Here is a 24,222-nt window from a genome sequence, read left to right as displayed (position 1 = left end):
CTACGTCTCGGGTTAGGCGATCGAGAGTCCCCATGCGCTACCATCGAGAGTCCCCATGCGCTACCGCCAGCTTGGCCACAGCCCTCTCCAGGTTTCAGAGATCTGCCTGGGCACCATGACGTTTGGTGAGCAGAATACCCAGGCCGAGGCTTGGGAGCAGCTCGACTACGCAGTGGAGCACGGGATCAACTTCATCGATACGGCGGAGATGTACCCGGTGCCAGCGCGGGCGGAGACCCAGGGAGCTACAGAACGCTACATCGGCGAGTGGCTGCGGCACCAACCCCGGGATCGCCTCATCATAGCCACCAAGATCACCGGCCCCGGTCGGCCCTGGCACTGGATCCGCGGCGGGTCTTTGTCGATCACCCGCGACAACCTCAAACAGGCAGTGGCCGGTAGCCTCAAACGCCTAAAAACCGACTACATCGACCTCTACCAAATCCACTGGCCGGATCGCTATGTGCCGCTGTTTGGGAGCGTGGCCTACGACCCTTCTCAAGAGCGGCCCACAGTTCCTATTGCTGAGCAACTGCAGGGGCTGGCGGAACTGGTGCAGGAGGGCCTAGTGCGCTACATCGGCCTGAGCAATGAAACCCCCTGGGGACTCTGCGAGTTCTGCCACGTGGCCGAGCAATTGGGCTTGCCCAAGGTGGTCTCGATTCAGAATGCCTACAGCCTCCTCAACCGCACGTTTGAAATGGGCTTGGCGGAAGTCTGCCGCCACGAGCAGGTGGGGTTGCTGGCCTACAGCCCCCTGGCCTTTGGGCTGCTGACGGGCAAGTACCTAGGGGGCGCCAAGCCGCCGGGATCCCGCTTGGTTTTGTTTGAGAGCTTTGGCCAGCGCTACCGCAAGCCCAATGTGGAAGAGGCCGTAACCGCCTATGTCCAGATTGCCCGCCGGCACGGCCTGACCCCTGCCCAGTTGGCTTTGGCCTTTGTGCGCAGCCGCTGGTTTGTCACTAGCACCATCATTGGGGCCACCAATCTCGCCCAGCTCAAGGAAAACCTCAGTTGCCTGGAGGTGGAGCTATCGCCTGAGATCCTGGTGGAGATCGAGGCAGTGCATCAGCGCTACCCCAATCCTGCCCCCTAAAACGGCTGGCAAAACCGGCAGCCGGATAGAACTTTTTGGAAGGTTTCCCTGTCTGAGTGCGCAGTTTGGCTCGTCTTCTTCAACTCTTCTGATATCAGCACCTAATGGGGTGCTTAGTACATTGCCGGGCTCAATGGACGGCAGATTATCGGCGGCTTCCCGGACGGCACCTTTCGCCCCAACGATGTCCCCAGCCGCGCCCAGGCCATCACTGTCTTGACCTGCGCTGCCACTGACGGCAAGCTCCTTGAGGATCCCGGCCAAATCGACGCTATCCTGGCCGGCTTCGAAGACGCCAACCTGGTTCCCAACTTCGCCCCTGCCCCCATCGCAACAGCGGTTCAGGAAAACTAGCGGACGTGCCCGGCCAATAGGCCTTAATAGTGCTTCTTGGCCCTTGCCACCCCTACATCTAGGGGGGTGAGGCCAGTCAGGATGCTAAGCTACTGCCAGGTGTGACTGGATGGGATCCATGAGCTCAGCGTTGCGGCCATTTTTGCTGTCGTGGCAAAGGGTTGGCTTGGGGTGGCTGGTGGGCGGAGTGCTGGGGGCTGCTGCGGCTACTGCAGTTGCTGCCCAGCAGTTTGAGTTTACTCCCCAAGCTCCTCAGCCCAGTCCCGTCCCCACCCTCCCTCTGCTCAGCGACCCGCCCGGTTCCACGGCTCCGCAAGCCCTGCCGCCGGTGCCTCAGGTGCCGCAAATGCCGCTGGATTCCACGACCCCGGTTTTGGATCCAATCCCGGTGGTGCCCGCTCAAACAGCCCCAGGTGAGCAAGCTTCTCCAGGCGAAGCCTATTCCTACCAGCGGCGGCCCGACCTTAGCCCAGGGGGAAACCGGGCCGGAGCCACGCGGGGCGAGCTGCCAGCCGGTACCCGCCTTCTCCTCACAGTCTACCGCCCCATTACCTTCCAGCCCTACCAGGTCATCAGTGCCCATCTGGAGGTTGCTGAGCCGGTGGTGGATCGCTTTGGCCAGGTGGTGATCCCGCCAGGGAGTGTGGTGTGGGGCACCTTCGAGCCGGTCTACCAAGAACTGAAGCTTTCTAGCCGGGAGGTGGAGGGCGCCAGTTCCCAAGAGCGGGTTGTCGGCAGCCGCTTTGTGGCTCATCGCCTCACCATTGGCTCTTCCACTTATCTCGTCAGAGGTCAGTCTTCTCTGCTGCCGGTTGGGCTGGATCGCAACACCGATATGGGCACCACCGTCGCGCGGGGAGCGGGCTACGGAGCAGCGGGCGGGTTGGCCTTAGGGGTGCTTACCGGGGGATGGGGTTTCTTGCCCATCTTGGCCGGCAGTCTCGTGGGCGCAGCTGCCAGCGCTACCAACATTGACCGGGTGGTGACGCTGCAGCCCAATACCCTGGTGGAGCTGGAACTCACGGACAGCCTGATCATCCAATAGCGTGGGCAGTGTTACCCCGGCTTGCTAAGGCCGGAGCAGTCAGCGGCAGGTCGGTAGAGTAGAGAAGAGCCCCTAGTTTGCCCCATGGCCGTCTGGACCTACGTTGTGCCCCCCTTGGCCGGGCTGGTGATCGGCTACTTCACCAACGACATCGCCATCAAGATGCTCTTCCGGCCCTATCGCCCCTACCGGGTCTTCGGCTGGCGCATTCCCTTTACCCCCGGCCTGATCCCGCAGAATCAGCCCCGCCTGGCCAAGCAGATTGCCAAGACCATTATGGGATCCCTGCTTACGCCGGAGGAGCTGCACAACTTGGCTCGCAAGCTGCTGCAAACCGAGCGCATGCAAGCAGGGATCCGCTGGCTGCTAGGGGTGGCTTTGGATCGGCTGCAGGATCCCCAGCACCAACAGCAAACGGCGCAAGTGCTAGCTCGCATCCTGGCGGATCTGTTTAACGAGTCGCTGCCTCGCCTGGTGAAGGTGCTTGCCCGTCAGGAAACCTTTTTGGAGGGGCCAATTAACCAACTGTTCGACCAGGTGCTGCTGGAACTGCGCCTCAATGCGGAGCAGGCCCGGCAGCTTTCGGAGTGGATCCTGAGCCAGGCGCTGCCCCCAAAGGTGCTGCGGCAGAACCTAGTGGACTTTCTTACCGATCGCAACATCGAAGCCTTGGATGAAGAGTTTCGCGAGCGGGCCACCGGCTCCTACTGGGTGGTAGCCAACTTGTTTGGCCTCAAAAACGCCCTGCTGCGTCTGCGCGCCTATTGCCTGGAAGATCCGGAAGGTGCAGAAGCCCTCTTGGCGGATCTGCTCAAAGACCTCAACGCTTCGCGCCGCCTGACAGAGCTCTTGCAGAACCTCTCGCTGCAAAACCTGCCCCTTTCTGCTGTGCGCCAGTTGCGCCGCACCCTGCGCGACGGGATCCAAGACTACCTGCGCTCCCAGGGAGCCGATGCCATTCGCAGCTTGGGAGAGAGTATTGACTGGGAAAAGGTAGCCAGCTTGGTGTTGGGGCGGCTGCGCAGCTCCAAGGCTGTGATGGCCTCCATTGACCAGATCAGTGCTGATCTCGCCTTGATCCTGGAGCGCCACTTGGAGCGCGACTTAGAATCTCTCATGATGCAGGTGATCCCCGTGTTGAACTTGGATCAGGTGATTGCTGACAAAGTTAACGCCACTTCCCCTGCTGAGCTGGAGCAGGCCATTCAGCAAATTGTGCGTCAGGAACTGCAGGCCATCGTCAACTTAGGAGGGCTGCTGGGATTTCTGGTTGGCTGCGTACAAGTGCTGTTTTTGCTGAGGTGAGCTGTTGGCTGCCGTTAGGATAGTGGAATGAGGTTAACAATTCTCCACACCTCCGATCTCCACGCCAACCTGCATCCCTGGAACTACTTTACCGGGAGCCCTGCAGAGCACGGCCTAGCTAAGGTAGCCACCCTGATCAAGGAGGTGCGGGCTAGCAGCCAAGACCCGGTGTTGCTCATTGATAGCGGCGACACCATTCAGGGATCCCCCTTAGGCACCTACTACGCCCAGGTGGAGCGGGCCTCTCCTCACCCCATAGCCCAGGCTCTCAACGCCCTTGGCTACGATGCCTTCACGCCAGGCAATCACGACTTCAACTTTGGGCTGCAGGTGCTGCAGGATTTCGCCGCCGACCTCCGCTGTCCCACCCTCTGCGCCAATATTCTCCGCCACAACGGGGATCCCCTCTTCCAACCCTACGTCATCCGGGAAGTGGGCAGGATTCGTGTTGGCCTGTTGGGGCTGACCACTCCCCGCATCGACACCTGGGAGCGTCCCGACTACATCGCAGGGCTGCGCTTTGCCCCCCTGCTGGAAACGGCCCAGCACTACCTGTCGCTGCTGCGGCCTCAGGTGGACGTGCTGGTGCTGATTTTGCACAGCGGCCCTGACCGGTTGCCCCCTCTGCGCACCCCCGAGGCCTGGCTTAGCCTGGAGCGCTCCGGCTGGGTGAGCAACAAGAGTCTGGCAGGAGAAAACGAGCTGCTGGCTTTGGCCCAGCTTGAGGGCATCGATGTCATCCTTTCCGGCCATACCCATCAGACCATTGCGGGCTTAGGGGGAGCTAAGGCCCTGGTTGTCCAGCCCGGCTACTGGGGTAGCCACCTTTCCCAAGTTTCCCTAGAGCTGGAGCGCCACGGCAGTGGCTGGCAAGTGGTTCGCAAAACCGCCCAGTTGCTGGCGGCAGAAGGGATCCCGGCCGATCCCCAATTCCTAGCCCTCACCGAGCCCTACCACCAAGCTACCTTGCGCTACATCCGCCAGCCCATTGGCTATGCCTGCTGTGCCTATCGCGGCGGGCTGGCAGCCCGTTTGGGAGCCAATCCTCTAGCGGAGCTGCTGCATCAGGCCCAACTGCAGGCGGTGCGGGAGGCCGGCCTCTCGGCGGAGCTCTCTCTGGTTAACATCTGTAGCAATGCGGGGTTGGCGGCAGGCCCCATCTTCCTGCAAGACGCCTACAGCCTCACCGTCTACGACAACACCCTCTGCCTTCTGGAGATCACCGGCGACATTCTGCGGCGCGCTCTTGAGCAGACGGCTGGGTATTTTCGCCAGTTGGATCCCAAGCACCTGCCAGCCGATCCCAAGGCTGTCGTCGCCCCCGAGGCTCGCGGCTACACCTTCGACCTCTACCACGGTATCCACTATTGCTTTGACCTCACTCGGCCCGTGGGCGAGCGCCTGGTCAGCTTGCAATTTCGCGGCCAGCCGGTGCAGCCGGAGCAAACCTTTCGCCTAGCCATCAACCACTACCGCGCCGGTGGGGGCGGTGGCTACAGCATGTTCCAGGAAGCCCAAATGCTCTGGATCTCTGCCGAGAGCATCCGCGATTTTCTCGCTCGCCACATCCGCACCCATTCCCCCCTCCAGCCCATCTACAGCCACAACTGGCACCTCATCCCTAACTTGGCCGAGATCTACTTTCCCCGGAGCTTGGATCGATCCCAGGAGAGTCTGCTGGTGGGCTAGAGCCACTAACGCCACAACTGGCCGCTAGAGCAGCCGGTAGAATACGATCAGCATAGAGCCTGGTTTGGCTGAGTACCGCAGTGGTTCTGAGGCGCCAAACTTGGCAGTTGTGGCTACTGCTTGGTGCTTGTCCTTATGACTGCTGAAGAAAAGCAACCGATGCCCCCAGAAGAGACCTATCCTGAGATCCAGGAAGAAGAAATCAACGTGGAAGCAGAGCTGGAGAAGCTCATTTTGGAAGACCGTGAAGCAGAGGTCGGCACCTCCCCTAGCGAGGCTTCTCCAGATCTCAACGAGACCGTCAGGCAGCTCCAGCAGGAGTTGGAAATAACGCGCCAGAAACTGAAAGAGAAAGAAGACTCCTACATACGCCTTTACGCTGACTTTGAGAACTACCGGAAGCGTACTCAGCGAGAACAGGAGGAGCTTAGCCAAAGGGAACGACGGCGATTTGTGCTGGAGATCCTGCCGGTTGTAGATAGCTTTGAGCGGGCCCAGCAGCAGTTAAGGATCGAGACTGAGCGCGAGCGGGAACTGCACAACAGTTACCAGAGCGTCTATCGCCTACTGGTGGAGTCTTTGAAAAAAATGGGCGTATCCCGCATGAAATCAGTGGGCCAGCCCTTCGATCCCAGCCTGCACGAAGCCATAGCCCGCCAACCCAGCAGTGAGTACCCCGAAGATGTGATAGTTGCCGAATATCGGCCAGGCTACAAGCTGGGCGATGTGGTGATTCGCCATGCCATGGTAGCTGTCTCTGCGGGCAGTCCCAGCCCTGAGCCTTCTTCGCCAAGCGAGGGGGCCAACCCTCAACCCAGCGCTGAAGACACCCCTGATGCTTCCCAAACTGCTCCCAGTCCCTAGCAAAACTGCTTCCATGAACCTTGACCAGTAGAGCCTAACCCCCTTCAGAGAGCTACAGTGAAGGTGAAAGCACCACCTGAAGGTTGCTGGGGGACTCTGGGCAGAATGATTCAGTGGGATGGCGTTTGATGCGCGGGAAAAGGGGCTATGGGGAAGGTTGTCGGGATTGACCTAGGGACTACCAACAGCTGTGTGGCAGTCTTGGAGGGGGGTCAGCCCGTGGTGATTACCAATGCTGAGGGAGGGCGCACCACCCCTAGCATCGTCGGCTTTGCCAAGAACAATGTCCGCTTGGTGGGACAACTGGCCAAGCGCCAGGCCGTCACCAATGCAGAAAACACCATCTACAGCATCAAACGCTTTATTGGCCGCACCTTTGCTGAGACCGAAGAAGAGCGGAGGCGGGTTCCCTACAAGGTGATCCCTGGCCGGGACAACATGGTGGAGGTGGTGGCGCAGGATCGTGCCTACACCCCCCAGGAGATCTCCGCCATGATCCTGCAAAAGCTAAAGGCCGACGCGGAGGCCTACCTAGGGGAGCCAGTGACCCAGGCCGTGATTACTGTCCCTGCCTACTTCACGGATGCCCAGCGCCAGGCTACCAAAGATGCCGGTACTATCGCGGGGCTGGAGGTGCTGCGCATCATCAACGAGCCGACAGCGGCAGCTCTCGCCTACGGGCTAGACAAGCAGGATCAGGATCTGCGCATCTTGGTCTTCGACCTGGGTGGGGGTACCTTCGATGTCTCTGTGTTGCAGGTGGGCGGCGGCGTGTTCGAGGTAAAAGCGACTGCTGGCAACAACCACTTGGGCGGGGATGACTTCGACCAGCGAATTGTGGATTGGCTCATCCGTCAGTTTCTCGAGACGGAAGGGATCGACCTTTCTCAAGATCGCATGGCCCTACAGCGGATGCGGGAGGCGGCGGAGAAAGCCAAAATCGAGCTCTCCAGCACCCAGGTTACCTTGATCAATTTGCCTTTTATCGCCGCCGACGACTCTGGGCCCAAGCACCTGGAAGTGGAGCTAACCCGCGCCAAGTTCGAAGAGCTGGTGCGAGATCTGGTAGAGGCCACCGTCGAGCCTACTTTCCAGGCCCTGCAGGATGCAGGCCTCTCCCCGGAGGACATCGACCGCGTGCTGCTGGTGGGAGGATCGACGCGGATCCCGGCTGTTCAGGCGAAAATTCGGCAAATCTTCAAAAAAAATCCAGATCGCTCTGTCAATCCCGACGAGGCAGTGGCCCTTGGCGCAGCCATCCAGGCAGGCGTGTTGGGCGGAGAGGTCAAAGACCTGCTCCTGCTGGACGTGATCCCCCTCTCCATTGGCGTGGAAACCTTGGGGGGGGTGTTCACCCGCATCATCGAGCGCAACACCACCATTCCCACCAGCAAAACCCAGATCTTCTCCACAGCCACTGACGGCCAGACAATGGTGGAAATTCACGTCCTGCAGGGGGAGCGGGCCATGGCTAAGGATAACAAGACCTTGGGCCGTTTTCAGCTAACTGGGATCCCGCCAGCCCCTCGCGGAGTGCCCCAGATTGAAGTCTCGTTTGATATCGATGCCAACGGTATCCTCAAAGTCTCAGCCCGCGAGAAGAGAACAGGGCTTGAGCAAAGCATCACGATCACCAACCACGGCGGCCTCAGCAGCAGTGAGATTGAGCGGATGCGCCGGGAAGCGGAACTCTACGCGGAAGAAGATCGCCGCCGGCGCCAGTTGGCGGAAGCCCGCAACCAGTCAGACAGCCTGCTCTACAACTACGAAAAGACACTGCAGGACCATGCCAGCCGCCTTAGTGAGGCCTGCCGCCAGCGGGGGGCCCAGGCAGCGGGCACATTGAGGACACTGCTGGCAAATGATAACGTAGACTTAGCGACTTTGCAGAAGGCAATGGAAGAGCTGAGGGCAGCGCTGCTGGAGATGGGGAGCGAGATTTATGGCCCTTGCTGAGCAAAGTTGCCGTTAGGTCGTCTAGCCAGTTGTGTCTTCAGCGAGTTTGAGCTTTCTTTTTCTGAAGCGTTTCTATGGCCCGCGACTACTACGAAATCTTGGGGGTTAGCCGTGGTAGCTCCAAGGAGGAGATTAAGCGCGCCTATCGCCGGCTAGCTCGCAAGTACCACCCCGATGTCAACAAGGAGCCAGGGGCTGAGGATCGCTTCAAGGAGATCAACCGCGCCTATGAGGTGCTCTCCGATGACGAGCTAAGGGCCCGCTACGATCGCTATGGCGAGGCAGGGCTAAGCGGAGCAGCAGCAGCCAGTGGGTTCCAGGATTTTGGTGGCATTGGCAGTTTCGCTGACCTGTTTGAGAGCTTTTTCACCAATTTTGCCGGAGCAGGGATCGGCTATGCCCGTAGCCGCCAAGGGCCGGTGCGGGGGGATGATTTGCGTTTTGACCTGAAGCTGGAGTTTCTTGAAGCCATCTTCGGGGGCGAAAAGCAAATCCGCATCAGCCACCTGGAGACCTGTCCTGTCTGCGGGGGCAGCGGCGCTAAACCGGGCAGGGGTATGAAAGCCTGTCCCACTTGTGGCGGCATTGGCCAGGTGCGACGGGCCACCCGAACGCCCTTTGGCAGTTTTACCCAGGTCTCCACTTGTCCCACCTGCGGAGGAAGCGGCCAGGTGCTGGAGGAGCCCTGCTCCCACTGCAACGGAGAGGGAGTGATCCAGACTACCAAGAAGCTGCGCATCAACATCCCTGCCGGCGTGGACAGCGGCACCCGTTTGCGGGTTGCAGGCGAAGGAGACGCCGGTCGGCGTGGCGGCCCGCCAGGAGATCTCTACGTCTACCTGTCGGTCGAGCCGGATCCCGACTTCCAGCGGGATGGCCTCACCATTCTCTCCGAGGTGCGGGTGAGCTACCTGCAAGCTATCTTGGGAGCCAAAGTCTCAGTGCCCACGGTAGACTCAAAAGCCGGCCTAGAGGAAGAAACGGAGCTAGTCATCCCCCCTGGATCCCAGCCAGGCACGGTGCTGGTTTTGGAGGGCAAGGGGGTGCCGCGTCTTGGCAACCCAGCGGTGCGGGGTGACCACAAAGTCACGCTGGTGGTGGAGATCCCCACCCGCCTCAGCGCAGAAGAGCGAGAGTTGCTCCTACGCTTGGCTGAGCTGCATGGAGAACGCACCAACAAGCGGGATAGCTTCTTGAGCGGGCTGTTGCGTGGGCTAGCCCAAATGCCTGGCCATCGGGAGCGGGAGGAGGAATGATGGCAGAGGCAGTTCCCCCCCAAGACGTAAAGCTGGTTCTGGATCAGCGCGGGATCCCCTGTCCGCTCAACTACGTGCGCGCTAAGTTGCGCCTAGAACGCATGGCCCCGGGGGAGCTGCTGGAGCTGTGGCTGGATGCAGGGGAGCCCCTGGAGCAGGTGCCCAAGAGCTTGACGATGGCGGGCCATTCCATTGAAGGGCAACAAGCGGCGCCCGAGGGATATTACATCCTCTGGGTACGCCGTGGGAACTTGGCATGAGCCACCAGAGGGAGGGGCAGGGATCCACTTGCACCGGCTGGGTGCGAGCTGCCCAGGCCAACTTTTATCGCGTGCGCATCGATCCCGAGCTGGCTGCCCTCTTTCCCGAGATCGAGGGGCATTTCCCCGCCCAAAAGCCGCTGCCGGCAGAGCTCCTCTGCACAGCGCGGGCCAAGCTCAAAAAAGGGGGGCAGCAGGTGATGGTGGGAGACTGGGTGGAGGTTAGCCTGCCCCCAGTGGCTGCTCCTCTTTGGCCAGAGCGGGGGGCGATTGAGGCCATTCTGCCACGGCGAATTCATCTGTCGCGGCCGGCCATTGCCAACGTGACCCAGGTCCTGGTGGTGGTGGCTCTGGCGGATCCGGAGCCCGACCCCGACGCCCTCAGCCGTCTGCTGGTACAAGCAGAGGCCAGCCACCTGCGGATTCAGGTGGTGTTCAACAAGTGTGACTGTGTCGAAGCGGCGGTAGCCGAGGAGTGGCGACAGCGTTTGCAGCGGTGGGGGTACGAGCCCCTGTTGGTCAGTGCCCTGACTGAGGCCGGGATCCCCGAGCTCCGCCGTCGTTGTCGGGATCAGATCTCCGTGGTAGCCGGCCCCTCGGGGGTAGGCAAGTCCAGCTTGCTCAACCGGCTGCTGCCAGGTGTTCAGCTGGCCACCCAAGCGGTGTCAGAGAAGCTGCGCCAGGGGCGGCACACCACCCGCCACGTGGAGCTGTTCCCTCTGCCAGAAGGCGGTTGGATTGCCGATTCGCCGGGGTTCAATGCTGGCGAAGGGATCCCGCCGGTTTCGCCTCAGCAGCTAATCCACTGCTTTCCGGAGGTGCGGGAGCGACTGGGCACCTGCCAGTTTCGCGATTGCCTGCACGATCGGGAGCCGGGCTGTGGGCTGCGGGAGCTGGACTGGGAGCGGCGAGCGTTCTACCTGCAGCTTTTACACGAACTCCAGGAAGCGCAAGCGGCAAGTTTCAAGCCAAGCGGGGAAAGACATCACTTTCCCTGCCGCAAGCAGAGCCGTCAGATCCTAACCAATCCCGAACTCGACTGGCAGGAGGATTGAGGCAGCCTCTGCCGCAGCCAAGGTTATTGTCTCCGCCGCTGGCTTCATGATGTGATGATGGTGGTACCTCTTGGGCCATGCTCCTCCAGAAACAGCCTAAGCCTAAAGCTCTCGCGTAGCAGCTCTTATGGCTCTCTCGGATCCCCTTGGCCTTGTTGGGCAGGCGGTGCAGCAGGGCGGGTATGCAGACCGGGTGAAAAAGCTGGTTTACTTCACTTGCACCCGCACTTGGACCAACGACGCCAGCAAGCTGAGCGAGGAGGAGCTAAGGGCCCTGTTGGAGCAGCTCTGCCGTGAGCATGCGACCCTTGAGGACCTGGGCCAGCGTTTTCGCGACGCCATCCATTGCCTTAACAAAAAGGCCGAATACGCCCGCGTCGCCAAACTGCTGCTGAGCAAGCTCCAGCCCCTCTACCAGCCTTCTCAGCTACCCCAAAGGGATCCCAGCAGCTCAGCCAGGGAGGCTCCTCCGCTGGAGTACGGCGGCCTACACCTGCGCAAGCAAGCCTACGATCCGTTTGAGCTGCGGGCTGGGCTGATGCAGCAGACCAGTCCTCTGCGGGCCAAGCTGGTTCTGTTTACAGCTCTGTACCACAAGCTAGAGCCCACAGGGCAAGGGTTGGCGACCCTGAGGCGCTATAGCCTCGACGAATTGCTCAAGGCCCTCTACGAAGCCTGCAACTCCCCCCAGGAGCTGGAGGCGCGGCTGCAGCAGGCGGTGCAGCAACTCCAGGAACCTGAGCAAGATGCCCAGGCAGCCAATGCCCTGCTGCAGATGTTGCAGCCCCTCTACGCTTATGTGCCCCTAGAAACGGTTGCCGGCGGGGGGCTGGCTGCCGAAACCCCCACTGCTGATCTCGACTGGCTAAAAGGGGAAAGTGCGGCTGGGGGGGTGGAGTCCAGTGGCATGAGCTGGCTGGAGCCGGAACTTTCCCTAGCTGGCCCTCCTGCCATCGCAGCCCAAGAGCTCCCGGAACCCTGCCGCCAACTGCTGCAGCGCAGCGCCGGATCCCTGATGGTTACCCTCGAGAACACCCTAAGCGACTTGGGCAATGCCCTGGACGAGATCCTGCAGGACGAGGATCCAGCCCAATACCTCACCCTCAAGCACCAGGTGCTGCGCGGCTTTCTCAAAGACTTTGAGGGATCCGCCGCCTTGTTTAGAGGGATCCTTGAAAAACTGGAGCAATCCGAGTGGCGCTTGCTAAGGCCGACAGAAGAAGGGGTCGAGACGCCACCTCAGCCAGGAGATCCCTATGCGGCCCTGCGGCAGGTGCTGGCCAATAGCGATCTGGCCCAGCAGAAGCCTCACCTGCAGCAGGAGGTCATGCGCTTGGTACGGCGCAGCAGTGGCACGCTCAAAGCCGCCATTGAAAATGCTCTGAGCGAGTTGGGACAAGCCTTAGAGGAGCAGTTGCAGAGCCATCCTCTCGAGGAGGCCCTAGTTCTCAAGTACCAGACCTTGCGCGCCTTTTTGCAGGAAATCGAGGCAATCTCCGCCAAGTTCACCACCTTCCTAGCGCGCATGGAGGAGGCGGAGCGCCGTCTGTTTGGCCTGGCCTGAGAGTCGGACCTCTTAAAATGGCTGCTAGGAGCGGGTAGGCTTGCCATGGATGCTAAAGATCTGCTCCGGCTGTACCGAGGGGGGTGCACTTCCTTCGTAGGCGAGAACCTGGCCGCCCTTGACCTCAGCCGAGCCGATTTAATTGGGATAGACCTCTCCCAGGCCAACCTGCAGAGAGCCAGCTTCATCTTTGCCTACTTGGGGCGAGCCAAGCTAAGCAAAGCCAACCTGGTGGGAGCCGACCTCAGTGGAGCCAACCTCAACCAGGCCGACTTGAGCGAGGCAGATCTCAGGGATGCTCAACTGCACGGTGCCACCTTGCAAGGGGCGGACTTGCACCGGGCTAACCTGAGGCTGGCCCTGTTGATTGACGCCAACCTCATCGATGCCGATCTCCGCTGGGCCGACTTGACCAGCGCCAACCTGGAGGGGGCTTGCCTGCGTGGAGCCAATCTCCGCTACGAGAGCCGCCGAGGAGCGGTGTTGCGCAGCGCCAACCTCAGCCGCGCCGATCTTAGGGGGGCCAACCTATCGGGAGCAGATCTGACGCGGGCCAATCTCAGCAGGGCCAACCTCAAAGAGGCTAGTCTAGTTGGGGCGCACTTGCAGGGGGCCAACCTGCAGCAAGCCTGTTTGCAGGGAGCCATCCTCAGCAACGCCGACTTGAGGGAGGTTTGCTGTTTGGGCGCAAACTTGCAAGGGGCGCAGATGGGAAAGGCCAATTTGAAGGAGGCGAAGCTTAGCCAGGCCAACTTGGCAGAAGCCAACCTTAGCGAGGCAACTCTAGAGGGTGCCGATCTTTCTGCTGCCTGTCTGTGCTCGGCCAAGCTGGCGCGGGCGGATCTGAGTCGGGCCAATCTGGCTGGAGCTGATCTGCGGTCTGCCAACCTTGTGGACGCCTACTTGGGTCGCACCAACCTAGAAAATGCTGATCTCAGCAACGCCCTCCTCACGCGCGCCGATCTGAGCACGGCCAACCTCAAGGGGGCCAACTTGCGTGGAGCCACGCTTCCCGATGGGCGAACTGGCTAAGGCGGGGATCCACCCCGCTAAAGGTGAGGTTTTCCGCTGTCTGAGGGGCATGGCAACCGCTACTCTACCAGGGGAGGGGTGGGAGCAGAGGGATCCGTGAACAGCCGCCGATTTCTGTCCCTGCTGGAGGCCCTTTGGGCTGAGCTGCCCCTGCCAGAATGGTTGCCGGGGGCAGGGGGGCGCGTCTGGCAGCAGGCGGTGGCTGCGCTGCTGCGGCTATGGCAGGAGGTGGGTCAATTTGGCGTGGTTATCGGCGGGCCGGTACCCTGGTGGCCTCTTTGGATGATAGGGGATCCGCCGTCCCTGGAGGCGTTGCCATGCCGCCCCGGAGAGCTTGCGCGGGAGACCCCCTGGCTGTTTACGCCGAATTTGCCGCCGGAGTCTATCCCAGCTCCTGGCCACACCGTGATCCCTCTCTTGCCCCAGGATCCACTGGTGGAGGAGCCATTTCTGCTGCTGCTTACGCCTGCTTTTGCCGTGATAGCCGTCCAGGGGTACCACCCCCACACCCGCCAAAGGGGAATGATGCTCTCTTTCGAGCCGGAAGTGGTGCGGCGGGCCTGGCAGAACTTGGAGGAACGGGTGCAGCAGAGCAAACCCGAGCAGCTAGCCGCTTGGCGGGAGCTGGCTCTCCACTACCCCCTGACCAAGCCTCCTGGGCGGGTGCTGGCTCGCTTTAGCAGCTTTCTCCTGCTGGGTTCACTCGCTGAGGCGGGATCCCCGCCTGCCCGCCTGCCTCCCGCCAGAACCGAAGGGGAAAGCCGGGCAGCCCGACCCAAAGAAAAGTCGCAGAAGCCCCCTTCCGCTGTGGAAGCAGACGCCCGCATCCCTACCGCGCCAAGCTCCCAGAGCAGCCTCTCGGAGGCGGAGCTATTGCGAGCTCTCATCCACGAGATCCAGACTCCCCTCAGCACCATCCGCACCCTGGCCAGTCTCATCCTGAAGCAGCAGGACCTGCCACCGCGGGTGCGGGAATACGTGGAAAAGATTGACCGCGAATGTACCGAGCAAATCAACCGCTTCAGCCTCTTTTTCCAAGCCACTGAGACAGTGATGCCCCCTGCTGGGAAAGGGGAGGGGCGCCGACTGCAACTGGAGCCGATTGCGCTGGTGGATCTGGTGCGGCAAAACCTGCCGCGCTGGCAAGACCAGGTAGAGCGGCGGGGATCCCGCTTGGAGTTGGAGATCCCTGCCGAGCTGCCCGATGTGGTCAGCGATCCCAAGGCCCTGGAAGCGGTGCTATTTGGAATCATCGACCGCCTGGCCCGCAGTACCCCCGCTGGCAGCCACATCCGCGCCCAATTGCTCAGCGCTGGCGAGCTGGTGAAGCTGCAGTTTCAGGTAAACACCCCCGAGGGGAGTGACACCTCTAGCTTGGAACTCAAGTCCCCTCAAGCAATTGGCCAGTTGCTGGTGGTGCAGCCAGACACTGGGGCCATTAGCCTCAGCCTGCCAGTGGCCCAAACCCTGTTCCGGGCCTTGGGGGGCTATCTCACTGTGCGCCACCGGGCTCGGCAAGGGGAAATTCTCAACATCTACTTACCCCGCCAGCTCTAGTCCGGATCCCAGGCTCGAGGAGATAGGGCTAGGATCCGTTTATGTGCCCCAGGAGAGCCGAGAGGGGGGATCCATGCCAGCCAGAAAAAAAGTTGCCCAGCCCCAGCCAGAGCCTGAGCCTGCCTACAAGGCCAGGGCTGCCAGCCCAGGGGAAAGGATCACGCTGCCTGTTCAGCAGCTTTCCACCCTCATCCACCAGATGCGCAACCCAATCACGACCTTGAACATGCTGGCCAAGCTGCTGAAAAAGCACTTGCCCCCTGAAGATCGCAACCACTGGATTGGGCTCAGTATCGAAAAAGAGTGTAAGCGCCTGCAAGACTTGCTGGGCGAGTTCGAGCGCCTGGATGGAGTTCCAGGCCCCCTGCAGCTCCGACCCCTCGCCCTAACTGACTTGCTCCAGGAGTGGATCCCTCTCTACCAAGCCCTGGCAGAGACCCAGGGGCATCGCTTCCAAGCCGTTTTGCCCTCCTCGCTGCCCCCAGTTCAGGTGGATCCTCGGGCTCTGCGCCAGGTGTTGGACAACCTCATCGACAACGCCTGCAAATATACCCCTTCGCCAGGCACCATCCAGCTTAGGGTGGAGGTTAGGCCTGCAGAGGAAGAGGCCAACGAACCTGCTCGGCAGGAGGTGTGGATTGCCGTCTGTGACAGCGGCCCCGGCATCCATCCCGAAAACCTGGAGCGGATCTTCGATCCGTTTTTTCGCGCCGATCTCACCAAGCCCGGGCAGGGTCTGGGGTTGGCCATCAGCCGCGACTTGGCTACCCAAATGGGAGGAGATCTCCAGGTGGAAAGTTCCCCCCAGGGCTCCTGCTTCCGCCTCCGCTTGCCCACGCCCTCCTAGAGGTTAAACCTCTGCAAAACCTTGAAAGCTAGCCAGGAGTTGTACAATGGCCCCTTCTGACCACGCCAAACCCGAAACCGCCACTGGCAAGTCGGCCCGCATCCTGCTGGTGGATGACGAGCCGGGCCTGCGGGAAGCGGTGCAAGCCTACCTCGAGGACAGCGGCTTCGAGGTGATCCCGGCTGCCAACGCCCAACAGGCTCTGCAACTGCTCAGCACGGCCCAGCCCCAGCTAATCATCTCTGACATCATGATGCCGGGCATGGATGGCTACCAATTTTTGGCGCAATTGCGAAAACTCGAGCCCTACAGCCATCTGCCGGTGGTATTCCTCACCGCCAAAGGGATGACCGCCGACCGCATCCAGGGCTACCGGGCCGGCGTCGATGCCTACTTGCCCAAGCCCTTCGATCCAGAAGAGCTGGTGGCCATTGTCTCCAATCTCATTGAGCGCTCCCGCGCGGCTAGCCTCTCGGAAGTGGTGGCCCGCGAGCTGGCCTCGATTCGCGCCCTGTTGTCGGAGCGTACCCTGGCTGCCGCTCCTCCTCCACAGCCCTCTGCCCCTACCTCCTTGCCTCCACCCATCAAGGTAGAGCTGACGCCACGAGAACAGCAGGTGCTGGAGAAGGTGGCGGAGGGGTTGATGAACAAGGAGATCGCCAAGCAGCTGCAGACCAGCGTGCGCAATGTGGAAAAATACGTCACCCGCCTCTTGAACAAGACGGGCACCAGCAGCCGCACGGAGCTGGTGCGCTACGCCCTCACCTACGGCCTGATCCGGTTGTAGTCCGCTTCCGTTACTTGCGCTCCCGCCTCCTGAACCAGCCGATCCCCAGCCCAGGCTTGCAGCTCCTTCGCCTCTTCCGGTTTGGTGGAAAAGGCCAGCGCCAGGGGCGCCGACGGAGGAACCAGCGCTGTCTCTGGCAGAACATCGTCAGGAAGCCTGAGCTGACAGGATCCCAGAAGCCAAGAGCTTCCAACCACAATCAAGGGAGGGGGAGAGTTTGGGGACGAAACTGGAGACGAAGCTGAGGCTGCGTGATAGCTACTTAGGCAGCTAGTGGTTGTAGCCAATCGCAGCACTTGGGCAGAGGCCCACGAAGCCAAGTTCTTAAGTAGAAGTTGCGCCTAGCACCATCTTCCCTTTAGCCTTAGCAAACCGAAGCGCATGGAATACTTGCCCCGTGCGCTACCGACGAGATTGGAATAGTGAGTATCCGAAGAGGTAGTTCTACCTTCCCTAGGAGTCCTCCCTTTTCCAAAAGTTGAAACCCTTGCTATGCTTGGGCAGAGTCACTTTCTCCGCCTGTAGGGAAGAGCACCAGAGGTTACTAGCTGTGACACAAGCCAAGAACTTCGAGCAGTTAGGAGCTTTATTTTGGCAAGGATCTTACTCTGACTTTTTTGCCCAAGCTGAGCAAGAAGGTATCCCTTCAATTCTCCTGGAGACCATTGCTCTATCCATTGCCCCTGAGTTTGCGGAAAGGTATGGGGGTGGATCTCCGGAAGGATTGCTGTGGCCACAGGCAAGGCGATTTTTGCAGGTTCTTTCGATTGTCTATCAGCCTGTTGCAGAACGCATGCGGCAGGAAGCCTTGAAGCTGCCTGCACGCGACTACCAGCGACTCCAGCTCCTGGGACACAGCCTTGACTACTTCGCCAAAGCTGGGGAAGAGGATTCTGTGTGTCTAGTGCTGAAACAAATCCTAGAAGATTGGCCACCCGACGCTTTTGCCAACTCCCTTTATGATCCTCCGCTGGGAGAGGAGGTGGCGCGCCTGTGGCTATTCCAGATTACTCGATACCTTTATGACCTCTTTCAAGATGAACCTGATGCCTTTTCATCTCAAGTTAGTTCCCTCTATCATTTCTACCATCGAGAAGCTGCTGTCGCTTATAGTCATTGGGTCGGTCAACAACGAAAAAATGACTCTGCTCAGCCAGAGTGGTACATCCCACCAGAGATTCGACTGGATGAACCTTTTGGGACGGCTCTTGCAGAAATCTGCAGGGATCCCTCCCTGCGGGTGGTGGTCGAGGTAGGGGCCAGTAGTGGAGAAGGATCCACAGCTGTTTTGCGATATGCTCTTCCCAAATCTGCTCGTATTTACAGCATAGAAGCTCATCCTGAGCGCTACAGGGAGTTGGCTAAGAGGGTAAGCGAGGATCCCCGCTGTATTCCCATTCACGCTGCTGCCCAGCCTAGGATCGCTACAGTGGAGGAGGTGGAAGAATGGTTGGAATCTGGCTCTAGCATTTGGACTCCCTATGGCCGAGAGCAGGCTTTACAGTGGCGTCAGGGGGATGAAGACTTACTCAAGTCTGTTCCCACAGATGGGGCAAGTCAAGTTCCCAATCCCGATCTTCTTCTCATCGACGGTGGCGAGTTTACAGGCTGGTACGACCTGCAAGCTTTTTTAGAGCGGGGTGCTCGTCCCAAGTATATTGCCTTGGATGATATCCTTGCTTTTAAGAATAGCCGCGCCTTGAGGGAGCTTCCTAGATGTGGCTACCGACTCATTCGCTGGAGAAATGCCCGCAACGGCTTTGCCATCTTTAAGGATATTAAAGCTACCCTTCCTATTCATTTCTTCACCATTGTATTGGATGGACAACCCTACATTGAGCGCCACTACCCTGTTCTCTGTCAGTTGGATAGGTTAGGGATCCCCTGGCAATGGGTGGTGGTTGAGGGCGTTGCTGCCTTGCGGCATGACACAGGGTGGAGTTTGGCCAACGGTGGCCGGATCCCTGAGGAGTATGCTCAAGGGCACAGCTTAGATGGCACAGTTGAATACTTGAGAGACTTGGCGGCCAAGGATACCCGTGTTCGGCTGGTTCAGAAGCCTGATGGCCAGTTTTGGGATGGCAAAATCGAAATGGTCAGGGCAGCTCAGCCTGATTATCCCTGCTTGCTGTGGCAGTTGGATGCTGATGAGATTTGGACAGCTGAACAAATCCGACGGGTGCATCGACGATTTGAAGCAGACCCCAGTTTAGAGGCAGCTCAGTTCTACTGTCGCTACTTTGTGGGCCCCAATCTTGTGTTGGACAACAAAGGCAAGTGGGGCAACAACCCTCAGATGGAGTGGTGGCGAGTTTGGAGGTGGGATCCCACCGAGTGTGAGTGGCAAACTCACGAGCCGCCCATATTAACCCGAAATGGACAGGTTCCTAAGAAGGTTTTGACTGCAGACCAAGCAGAAGCAGAGGGCTTAGTGTTTGACCACTATGCCTATGCGTTGCGAAAGCAGGTGGAGTTTAAGGAGTCCTACTACGGCTATCAAGGGGCCGTAAAAGCCTGGGAAGAGCTGCAAAAAGCGGAAAAGCCCTGCTCGCTGCAGCCCTTTTTCCCCTGGGCATACGGGGATCCCTTAGTGGTAGAGGTGCGGGAGCGTCTTCACCTGTTTGTGGATGGAGTGTTCTTCCAATTTGCCCAAAGTGGTATTGCCACGGTTTGGCGCAACCTACTGCGAGAATTGCCCCGCTTTGGGATTCGCGTTACTTTCTACGATCGGGGCGGCATAGGAGAGCTACCCCAAGGTGTGGAGAGAATGCAGGGGCATCCCTTTAGCTACGCCTACTGGGATGATCCTGAGTTGCGGCAAGCCTTTGCTTGGTCGGGGGCGGACGTTTTTATGAGCACTTACTATACCTATCTAGCTCCTGACGTTCCTCAGGTGCTCCTGCTCCATGACATGATCCCAGAGCTACTGGGTTGGGATCTGGCAGATCCCATGTGGCGCCAAAAGCACGCCGCCCTTGAAGTAGCCACTCGCATCATAGCGGTTAGCCAAAACACGGCCCGTGACCTCCTTCGCCTAACTGGGAAAGAGGCGGTGGTAGCTCACCCCGGAGTTGACACCAGTGTGTTCAAGCCGGATCCCTCGGCTACCCCCAAACACTGGCTACTCATTCAATGCTCGCAAGGAACCTACAAACGACACGAGTTGTTCTTCGAGGCTTATCAGCAGTGGTCCTACAAGCCCTTTCCTGTCCTTTGCACCTGTGGGTCGTTTGTTCCAGAGACCTACCGGCAAGCTGCAGCTCCTCAGCCTGTCTTCAGCGCTCGCCTAGATCTACAGGGCATGGTTCATGCCTACCAGAATGCTGTAGCTCTGGTTTACCCAAGTGCCTATGAAGGATTTGGGCTACCGGTATTGGAGGCCATGGCCTGTGGAACCCCTGTCATCATCTATCCCAACTCTGCCTTGGTGGAAGCGGGAGGAGATGCTGCGTTCTACGTAGAAGATTCCCTGGCAGATACGATGGCTCAGGTTTTGGATCCGAAGCTGCGCGCTGAAAAAATCAGCAAAGGCTTGGAGTGGGTCAAGTCTTTTACCTGGGAGCGCATGGCCAGAACGGTTCAGGAAGTCTTGCACTCTGCCGTGAGGCGATGAATTAGAATTACTTGGGTCGGGCGCGGGCGACCAGCTTATCCACATACTCGTTCCAGCGCAGACCCCGATGGGCTGGGATCCAGACCACCCGCACCTGAGGGCACTCCTGCTTGAGTTGATATAACTCCTCAACCAGATCCAAGTTTTCCACTGGCCCTGTGCGCCGCCGCCATCCCTGGGCTGCCCAGCGCTCCATCCAATCGTTATAAGTCTGCACGCAAAGGTGGGAGTCGCTGTAGATGGTCTCTACCGCGTTGCCCAGCGTATCCCGGCAGTATTGCAAGGCCCGAATGAGGCCGGTCAATTCCATGCGGTTGTTGGTGCTGGCGGGATCCCCTCCCCAAAACTCTTCCACAACCTGGTTGTCTCGAACCACCACTACCGCCCATCCCCCTGGTCCTGGGTTGGGAGAACAGCCCCCATCGGCAAAGATGCCGCTGTGGGGACATGCAACTAGCTGAGGAGGCTGAGCTACTGAGGTCTTGCCTGGCTGGGAGATCTTAGCCATAAGTGGAAAAGCGCAGGACAGCTTTTCTAGGCGCCCGACACCGACGCTAAGGGTTGTGTCAAGCCCAAACGAGCGTAAAGGCGAGAAAAGTCAAAGTTTGCTGACATGAGTTCCTGGATACAGCGGACTTGCACCTCCTCGTGCAGGGGGATTTGGCCGAAAAGCCGTTCGATGCGGTTAATGGTAGTGAAGGTATCCAGATCTACCGAGAGGATCGGCACTTCCAACTCCTCTGCCCGCGAGCGAACGCGGGGATCAAGAGGTAGCTTGCCGGTCAAGATCAGGCAGAGGGTGGAAGTCTCCAGGGCAGCCAGTTGAATGTCGGTGCGATCGCCGCCGGTGATGACTGCCTTGTGTTCCAGGTTGCGGAAATATTTCAGGGCAGCGTTGACGTTCATCGCTCCCACGGCGATGTTTTCCACCATCAAATCCATCCGGTCCGGACAGCAGAGCACCTCCGCTTCCAGTTGCCACGCCAGCTTGCCGACGCTGACGCTGCGCAAAATGCGATGGGAGGGCAAAATGCCCAGAACCGGGATCCCTCGCGCTTCCAGAAAAGGTCGGACGACGACCTGGGCTGGCCCCATTTGGTCGGGCGGCACATCGTTGAGCAACACGCCGCACAGGTGGGATCCCAGTTGGCAGTGGGCAAAGAGAAGAGCATCAACCGCCGAAGGGGAACGGTAGCGGCTGACCAGCAGCACTGGAGCATTCAGAGCTTGGGCCATTTTGGCCAAGGAGAGGCCGAACACCTCTCCCTCGTAGAGACCGGCTGGGCCCTCTAGCAGAACCAAATCCGCAGGGGATGCCTTGACAAACTCCAGCAGAGAGGCAACCGAGCGAGCTGGATCCGTAGGAGACTGCCGCAGGTGAGCCAGCCAAGCTGCTTCGTCAAGCTGAAGGAGCATGGGGGGCATCTGGCTCAGCCGCAGGGTTTCCGCTATAAAGCGCACATCCGGATCCATTTCTCTGTCGCCTGCTCCGAGCGGCTTCCCATAGGCAACTTTCGCCCCCTGCTGCTGCAGATGCTTAGCCAAACCCAAGATGGCTGATGACTTGCCGCTGCAAGGCTCCGTCGAGCCGATCAGGAGGAACTTAGACACGCAGAGCTCCTGAGAGGTCAGGGACACCAAGGGTGTGGCTGAAGCCACTTGTTTTGTTACTCAGTCTAACGGAAACGGCTTGGGGAAAAGCTTGCTTCAGGGCTGCTTCCCATCCCAACTACAAGCTAAGACGCCTCCTCTTCCTTCAAGTTCCCCAGGGCCGAGAGCAAGAGATCAGCCAATTAAGATCGCCTCTTCGGGGTAGGTCACCAGCGGACGGGGCTGCTGTTGGGCCAGAGCCAAGACAATGGTCAGCGCCCCCAGCCGGCCCCAGAACATCACCAAGACAATGAGCAGTTGGCCGAAGAGGTTGAGCTCTCCCGTGAACCCCGTCGAGAGGCCACAGGTAGCAAAAGCAGAAATAACCTCGAAGAGCACCGGCTCCAGCCTGCTGTTGTGGTGGGTAATTAAGATCAGCCAAGTTGCCAATAGCACCACGAACAGGGAGACCGTCAGCACTGCTGCTGCCTTACGCACCATCGAGGGATCCAAACTGCGCCCGGCAATCTGAGCGCTGGGCAAGCCGCGGGCATAGCCCCACAAGGCCAGCACCAACACCGCTAAGGTGCCAGTGGTGGTGCCGCCTCCCATCGAGGCCGGTGCCGCGCCGATAAACATCAGCGTCATCAGCAGCAACTGGCTTGCTGGCGTCAAGTCCTCAATCGGGATCCCGGCAAACCCAGCAGTGCGGGCCGAAACCGACTGAAAAAACGCCAGGCCCAGGCGGCGAGGCCAACTCAGCTCGCGCAGGGAGCCGCCAGGCAAACTCTCGGCCAAGAACATCCCCAAGCCGCCTGTGCAGAGCAGAACCACCACCACAACCAGAGTGATGCGGGTGTGCAAAGAGGGGCGGTGGCCCCGCGGCCAGGTCAACAAATCCGACAAAACCGGGATGCCCAGGCCGCCGATAAAAATGAGAGTGCCCAAGATCGCCAGCGACAGTCCATCGGTGGGGATCCCCTCTTGCCCAAATAGGTCAAACCCAGCATTGCAAAAAGCAGAGACGGCGTGAAAAATTGCCAGAAAAACCGCCCGACCCGGGCCATAGAGATCCCGCCAGTGCACCCAGAGCAGCAAGGCCCCCCCCAGCTCAATGAGGGTAACCCCGATCAGCACCCGCCGCGTCAATTCCAGGATTGCCCCCGGATCGATCAGGCCCAGGGAGTTGCAGAGGGCCAGGCGATTGAGCAGGGAAATGCGCCGCCCAAGCAGTTGAAACACCACCACCGCCACCACCATGAAGCCTACCCCGCCAATTTGGATGAGGAGCAGCAGCAGGATCTGGCCTAGGAAAGTGAGATCCTCTGCCGCCACAATCGTCGAGAGCCCCGTCACGCTCAGGGCCGATGTGGCCGTAAACAGGGCCTCATTCCAGCTCAAGGGATCCCCCCGGCCGACCCCCGGCAGCTTAAGCAGCAAAGTCCCCACCACTACCAACAGGCCCAGTCCGGCCACCAACCGTGATGGCGGTGGCAGCGGGCGACGCCTGTCTCCAAAAAAGAGCCGCTGTAAGGGGTTGGCCAGTAGCCGAGACTGAGGAGAAAAGCGGGGGGAACTCCAGCGCTCAGCCCCCTCCGGTTGCAACGGCGGGACGCGGCCCTCTCTCATCGAACCTTTACCCCTACATCTCATTCAGCCGCGAGATGTTGGTGTTGGCCCCCAGCACCACCAGCAGATCTCCCTTCTCCAGAACATAGTCTGCTGGCGGCGAGACCACCAGCGACTGTTTTCGCTTCACGACTAGAACCGTGATGCCAAAGCGGCGGCGCAAGTCCGACTCCGCCAGCGTATGACCCACCAGGGCCTCCGGCACCTCCAGCTCAGTAATGCCGTAGCCGGGCTCCAGCTCCAGTTGATCCAGGATCCCTGGTGCTGTTAGCACCTGCGCCAAGCGCCGCCCTGCCTCCTGCTCCGGCAGCACCACCCGATCTGCCCCTACTCGCAGGAGAATCGAGCGCTGCCGCTCCGTGGAAGCCTTGCAGATAACATTACGTACCCCCAGACTCTTGAGGGCTACCGTCGTCAGCAAATTGCTCTCGAAATCGCTGCCAATGGCCACCACCACCGTGTCAAAGGAGGGAATATCCACCGCCCGCAGGGCGTCTTCATCGGTGGAATCGAGCGCCACCACCTGCGTCAGCTGGTCCGCCAGGCGCTGCACGATCTCGCGGCTGCGGTCGATCCCCAAAACGTTATGCCCTCGCTCCATCAGCGTGAGGGCCAAACTTGTGCCAAAGCGCCCCAGCCCAATCACCGCATACTCGCGCTCTGCCCGCCCCATCCACCCCCTGACCCTTTCTGCCAAAACCAGCCATCGATCATAAGCCATGC

20 protein-coding genes and 1 pseudogene are annotated in these 24,222 nt (G+C 59.9%); 17 read left to right on the top strand and 4 right to left on the bottom strand.

Going from position 1 to position 24,222, the window contains the following annotated elements:
* The first annotated feature begins 55 nt into the window (after positions 1 to 55).
* From NW833_RS06130 to NW833_RS06050, 17 genes and pseudogenes are all read left to right on the top strand, one after another.
* Positions 56 to 1,096 (top strand): NADP(H)-dependent aldo-keto reductase, encoded by a 1,041-nt coding sequence (locus tag NW833_RS06130; protein WP_414411893.1) that lies wholly within the window; start codon positions 56 to 58, stop codon positions 1,094 to 1,096.
* A gap of 120 nt (positions 1,097 to 1,216) precedes the next feature.
* Positions 1,217 to 1,294: pseudogene (locus NW833_RS06125) on the top strand (S-layer homology domain-containing protein); the annotation flags it as partial.
* An 18-nt stretch (positions 1,295 to 1,312) separates the two neighbouring features.
* Positions 1,313 to 1,450, top strand: a complete 138-nt coding sequence (locus NW833_RS06120; protein WP_414411892.1) for a hypothetical protein — start codon at positions 1,313 to 1,315, stop codon at positions 1,448 to 1,450.
* Positions 1,451 to 1,568: 118 nt separating this feature from the next.
* Positions 1,569 to 2,495 carry a hypothetical protein gene (locus NW833_RS06115; protein ID WP_414411891.1) on the top strand — a complete coding sequence of 309 codons (927 nt, stop codon included), beginning with the start codon at positions 1,569 to 1,571 and terminating at the stop codon, positions 2,493 to 2,495.
* Between the two features lie 84 nt (positions 2,496 to 2,579).
* Positions 2,580 to 3,800 (top strand): DUF445 domain-containing protein, encoded by a 1,221-nt coding sequence (locus NW833_RS06110; protein WP_414411890.1) that lies wholly within the window; start codon positions 2,580 to 2,582, stop codon positions 3,798 to 3,800.
* 27 nt (positions 3,801 to 3,827) lie between these two features.
* Complete coding sequence (locus NW833_RS06105) at positions 3,828 to 5,489, top strand: bifunctional metallophosphatase/5'-nucleotidase (RefSeq protein ID WP_414411889.1); 1,662 nt, start codon at positions 3,828 to 3,830, stop codon at positions 5,487 to 5,489.
* 135 nt (positions 5,490 to 5,624) lie between these two features.
* A complete protein-coding gene (grpE, locus tag NW833_RS06100; protein WP_414411888.1) occupies positions 5,625 to 6,353 on the top strand; it encodes a nucleotide exchange factor GrpE in 729 nt (242 codons plus the stop codon).
* A gap of 147 nt (positions 6,354 to 6,500) precedes the next feature.
* The gene (dnaK, locus tag NW833_RS06095) at positions 6,501 to 8,309 is read left to right on the top strand and encodes a molecular chaperone DnaK (protein ID WP_414411887.1); all 1,809 of its coding nucleotides are present in this window, start codon (positions 6,501 to 6,503) and stop codon (positions 8,307 to 8,309) included.
* 74 nt (positions 8,310 to 8,383) lie between these two features.
* On the top strand, positions 8,384 to 9,565 hold the full coding sequence (gene dnaJ / locus NW833_RS06090) for a molecular chaperone DnaJ (protein ID WP_414411886.1): 1,182 nt from the start codon (positions 8,384 to 8,386) through the stop codon (positions 9,563 to 9,565).
* Positions 9,562 to 9,825, top strand: coding sequence for a sulfurtransferase TusA family protein (locus NW833_RS06085; protein ID WP_414406188.1), 264 nt, complete (start codon positions 9,562 to 9,564; stop codon positions 9,823 to 9,825). The genes dnaJ and NW833_RS06085 overlap by 4 nt, the downstream gene beginning before the upstream one ends.
* Positions 9,822 to 10,880, top strand: a complete 1,059-nt coding sequence (gene rsgA, locus NW833_RS06080) for a ribosome small subunit-dependent GTPase A (protein ID WP_414411885.1) — start codon at positions 9,822 to 9,824, stop codon at positions 10,878 to 10,880. Before NW833_RS06085 ends, rsgA begins: the two co-directional genes overlap by 4 nt.
* 127 nt (positions 10,881 to 11,007) lie before the next feature.
* Positions 11,008 to 12,444, top strand: a complete 1,437-nt coding sequence (locus NW833_RS06075) for a hypothetical protein (RefSeq protein ID WP_414411884.1) — start codon at positions 11,008 to 11,010, stop codon at positions 12,442 to 12,444.
* A 45-nt stretch (positions 12,445 to 12,489) separates the two neighbouring features.
* A complete protein-coding gene (locus tag NW833_RS06070) occupies positions 12,490 to 13,476 on the top strand; it encodes a pentapeptide repeat-containing protein (RefSeq protein ID WP_414406191.1) in 987 nt (328 codons plus the stop codon).
* A 96-nt stretch (positions 13,477 to 13,572) separates the two neighbouring features.
* Positions 13,573 to 15,033: a sensor histidine kinase gene (locus NW833_RS06065; protein ID WP_414411883.1), complete on the top strand. Its 1,461-nt coding sequence runs from the start codon at positions 13,573 to 13,575 to the stop codon at positions 15,031 to 15,033.
* Between the two features lie 73 nt (positions 15,034 to 15,106).
* Positions 15,107 to 15,880 carry a sensor histidine kinase gene (locus NW833_RS06060; RefSeq protein WP_414411882.1) on the top strand — a complete coding sequence of 258 codons (774 nt, stop codon included), beginning with the start codon at positions 15,107 to 15,109 and terminating at the stop codon, positions 15,878 to 15,880.
* 46 nt (positions 15,881 to 15,926) lie between these two features.
* Positions 15,927 to 16,667 (top strand): response regulator, encoded by a 741-nt coding sequence (locus NW833_RS06055; protein ID WP_414392981.1) that lies wholly within the window; start codon positions 15,927 to 15,929, stop codon positions 16,665 to 16,667.
* Between the two features lie 550 nt (positions 16,668 to 17,217).
* Positions 17,218 to 20,280, top strand: coding sequence for a glycosyltransferase (locus tag NW833_RS06050; RefSeq protein ID WP_414411881.1), 3,063 nt, complete (start codon positions 17,218 to 17,220; stop codon positions 20,278 to 20,280).
* 7 nt (positions 20,281 to 20,287) lie between these two features.
* On the opposite strand, the gene NW833_RS06045 is transcribed toward NW833_RS06050, so the two are convergent.
* The 4 genes from NW833_RS06045 to NW833_RS06030 all read right to left on the bottom strand — a co-directional run bounded on the left by NW833_RS06045 (position 20,288) and on the right by NW833_RS06030 (position 24,220).
* Positions 20,288 to 20,788, bottom strand: a complete 501-nt coding sequence (locus NW833_RS06045; RefSeq protein ID WP_414411880.1) for a ribonuclease H family protein — start codon at positions 20,786 to 20,788, stop codon at positions 20,288 to 20,290.
* A gap of 26 nt (positions 20,789 to 20,814) precedes the next feature.
* On the bottom strand, positions 20,815 to 21,891 hold the full coding sequence (locus NW833_RS06040) for a phosphotransacetylase family protein (RefSeq protein WP_414411879.1): 1,077 nt from the start codon (positions 21,889 to 21,891) through the stop codon (positions 20,815 to 20,817).
* 174 nt (positions 21,892 to 22,065) lie between these two features.
* The gene (locus NW833_RS06035; protein ID WP_414411878.1) at positions 22,066 to 23,499 is read right to left on the bottom strand and encodes a TrkH family potassium uptake protein; all 1,434 of its coding nucleotides are present in this window, start codon (positions 23,497 to 23,499) and stop codon (positions 22,066 to 22,068) included.
* Between the two features lie 13 nt (positions 23,500 to 23,512).
* A complete protein-coding gene (locus tag NW833_RS06030) occupies positions 23,513 to 24,220 on the bottom strand; it encodes a potassium channel family protein (protein ID WP_414406199.1) in 708 nt (235 codons plus the stop codon).
* Positions 24,221 to 24,222: the final 2 nt, after the last annotated feature.

Source organism: Synechococcus sp. O70.1 (assembly GCF_047462215.1).
Taxonomy (GTDB): Bacteria; Cyanobacteriota; Cyanobacteriia; order Thermostichales; family Thermostichaceae; genus Thermostichus.
This window is presented reverse-complemented; position numbering and strand designations above follow the sequence as displayed.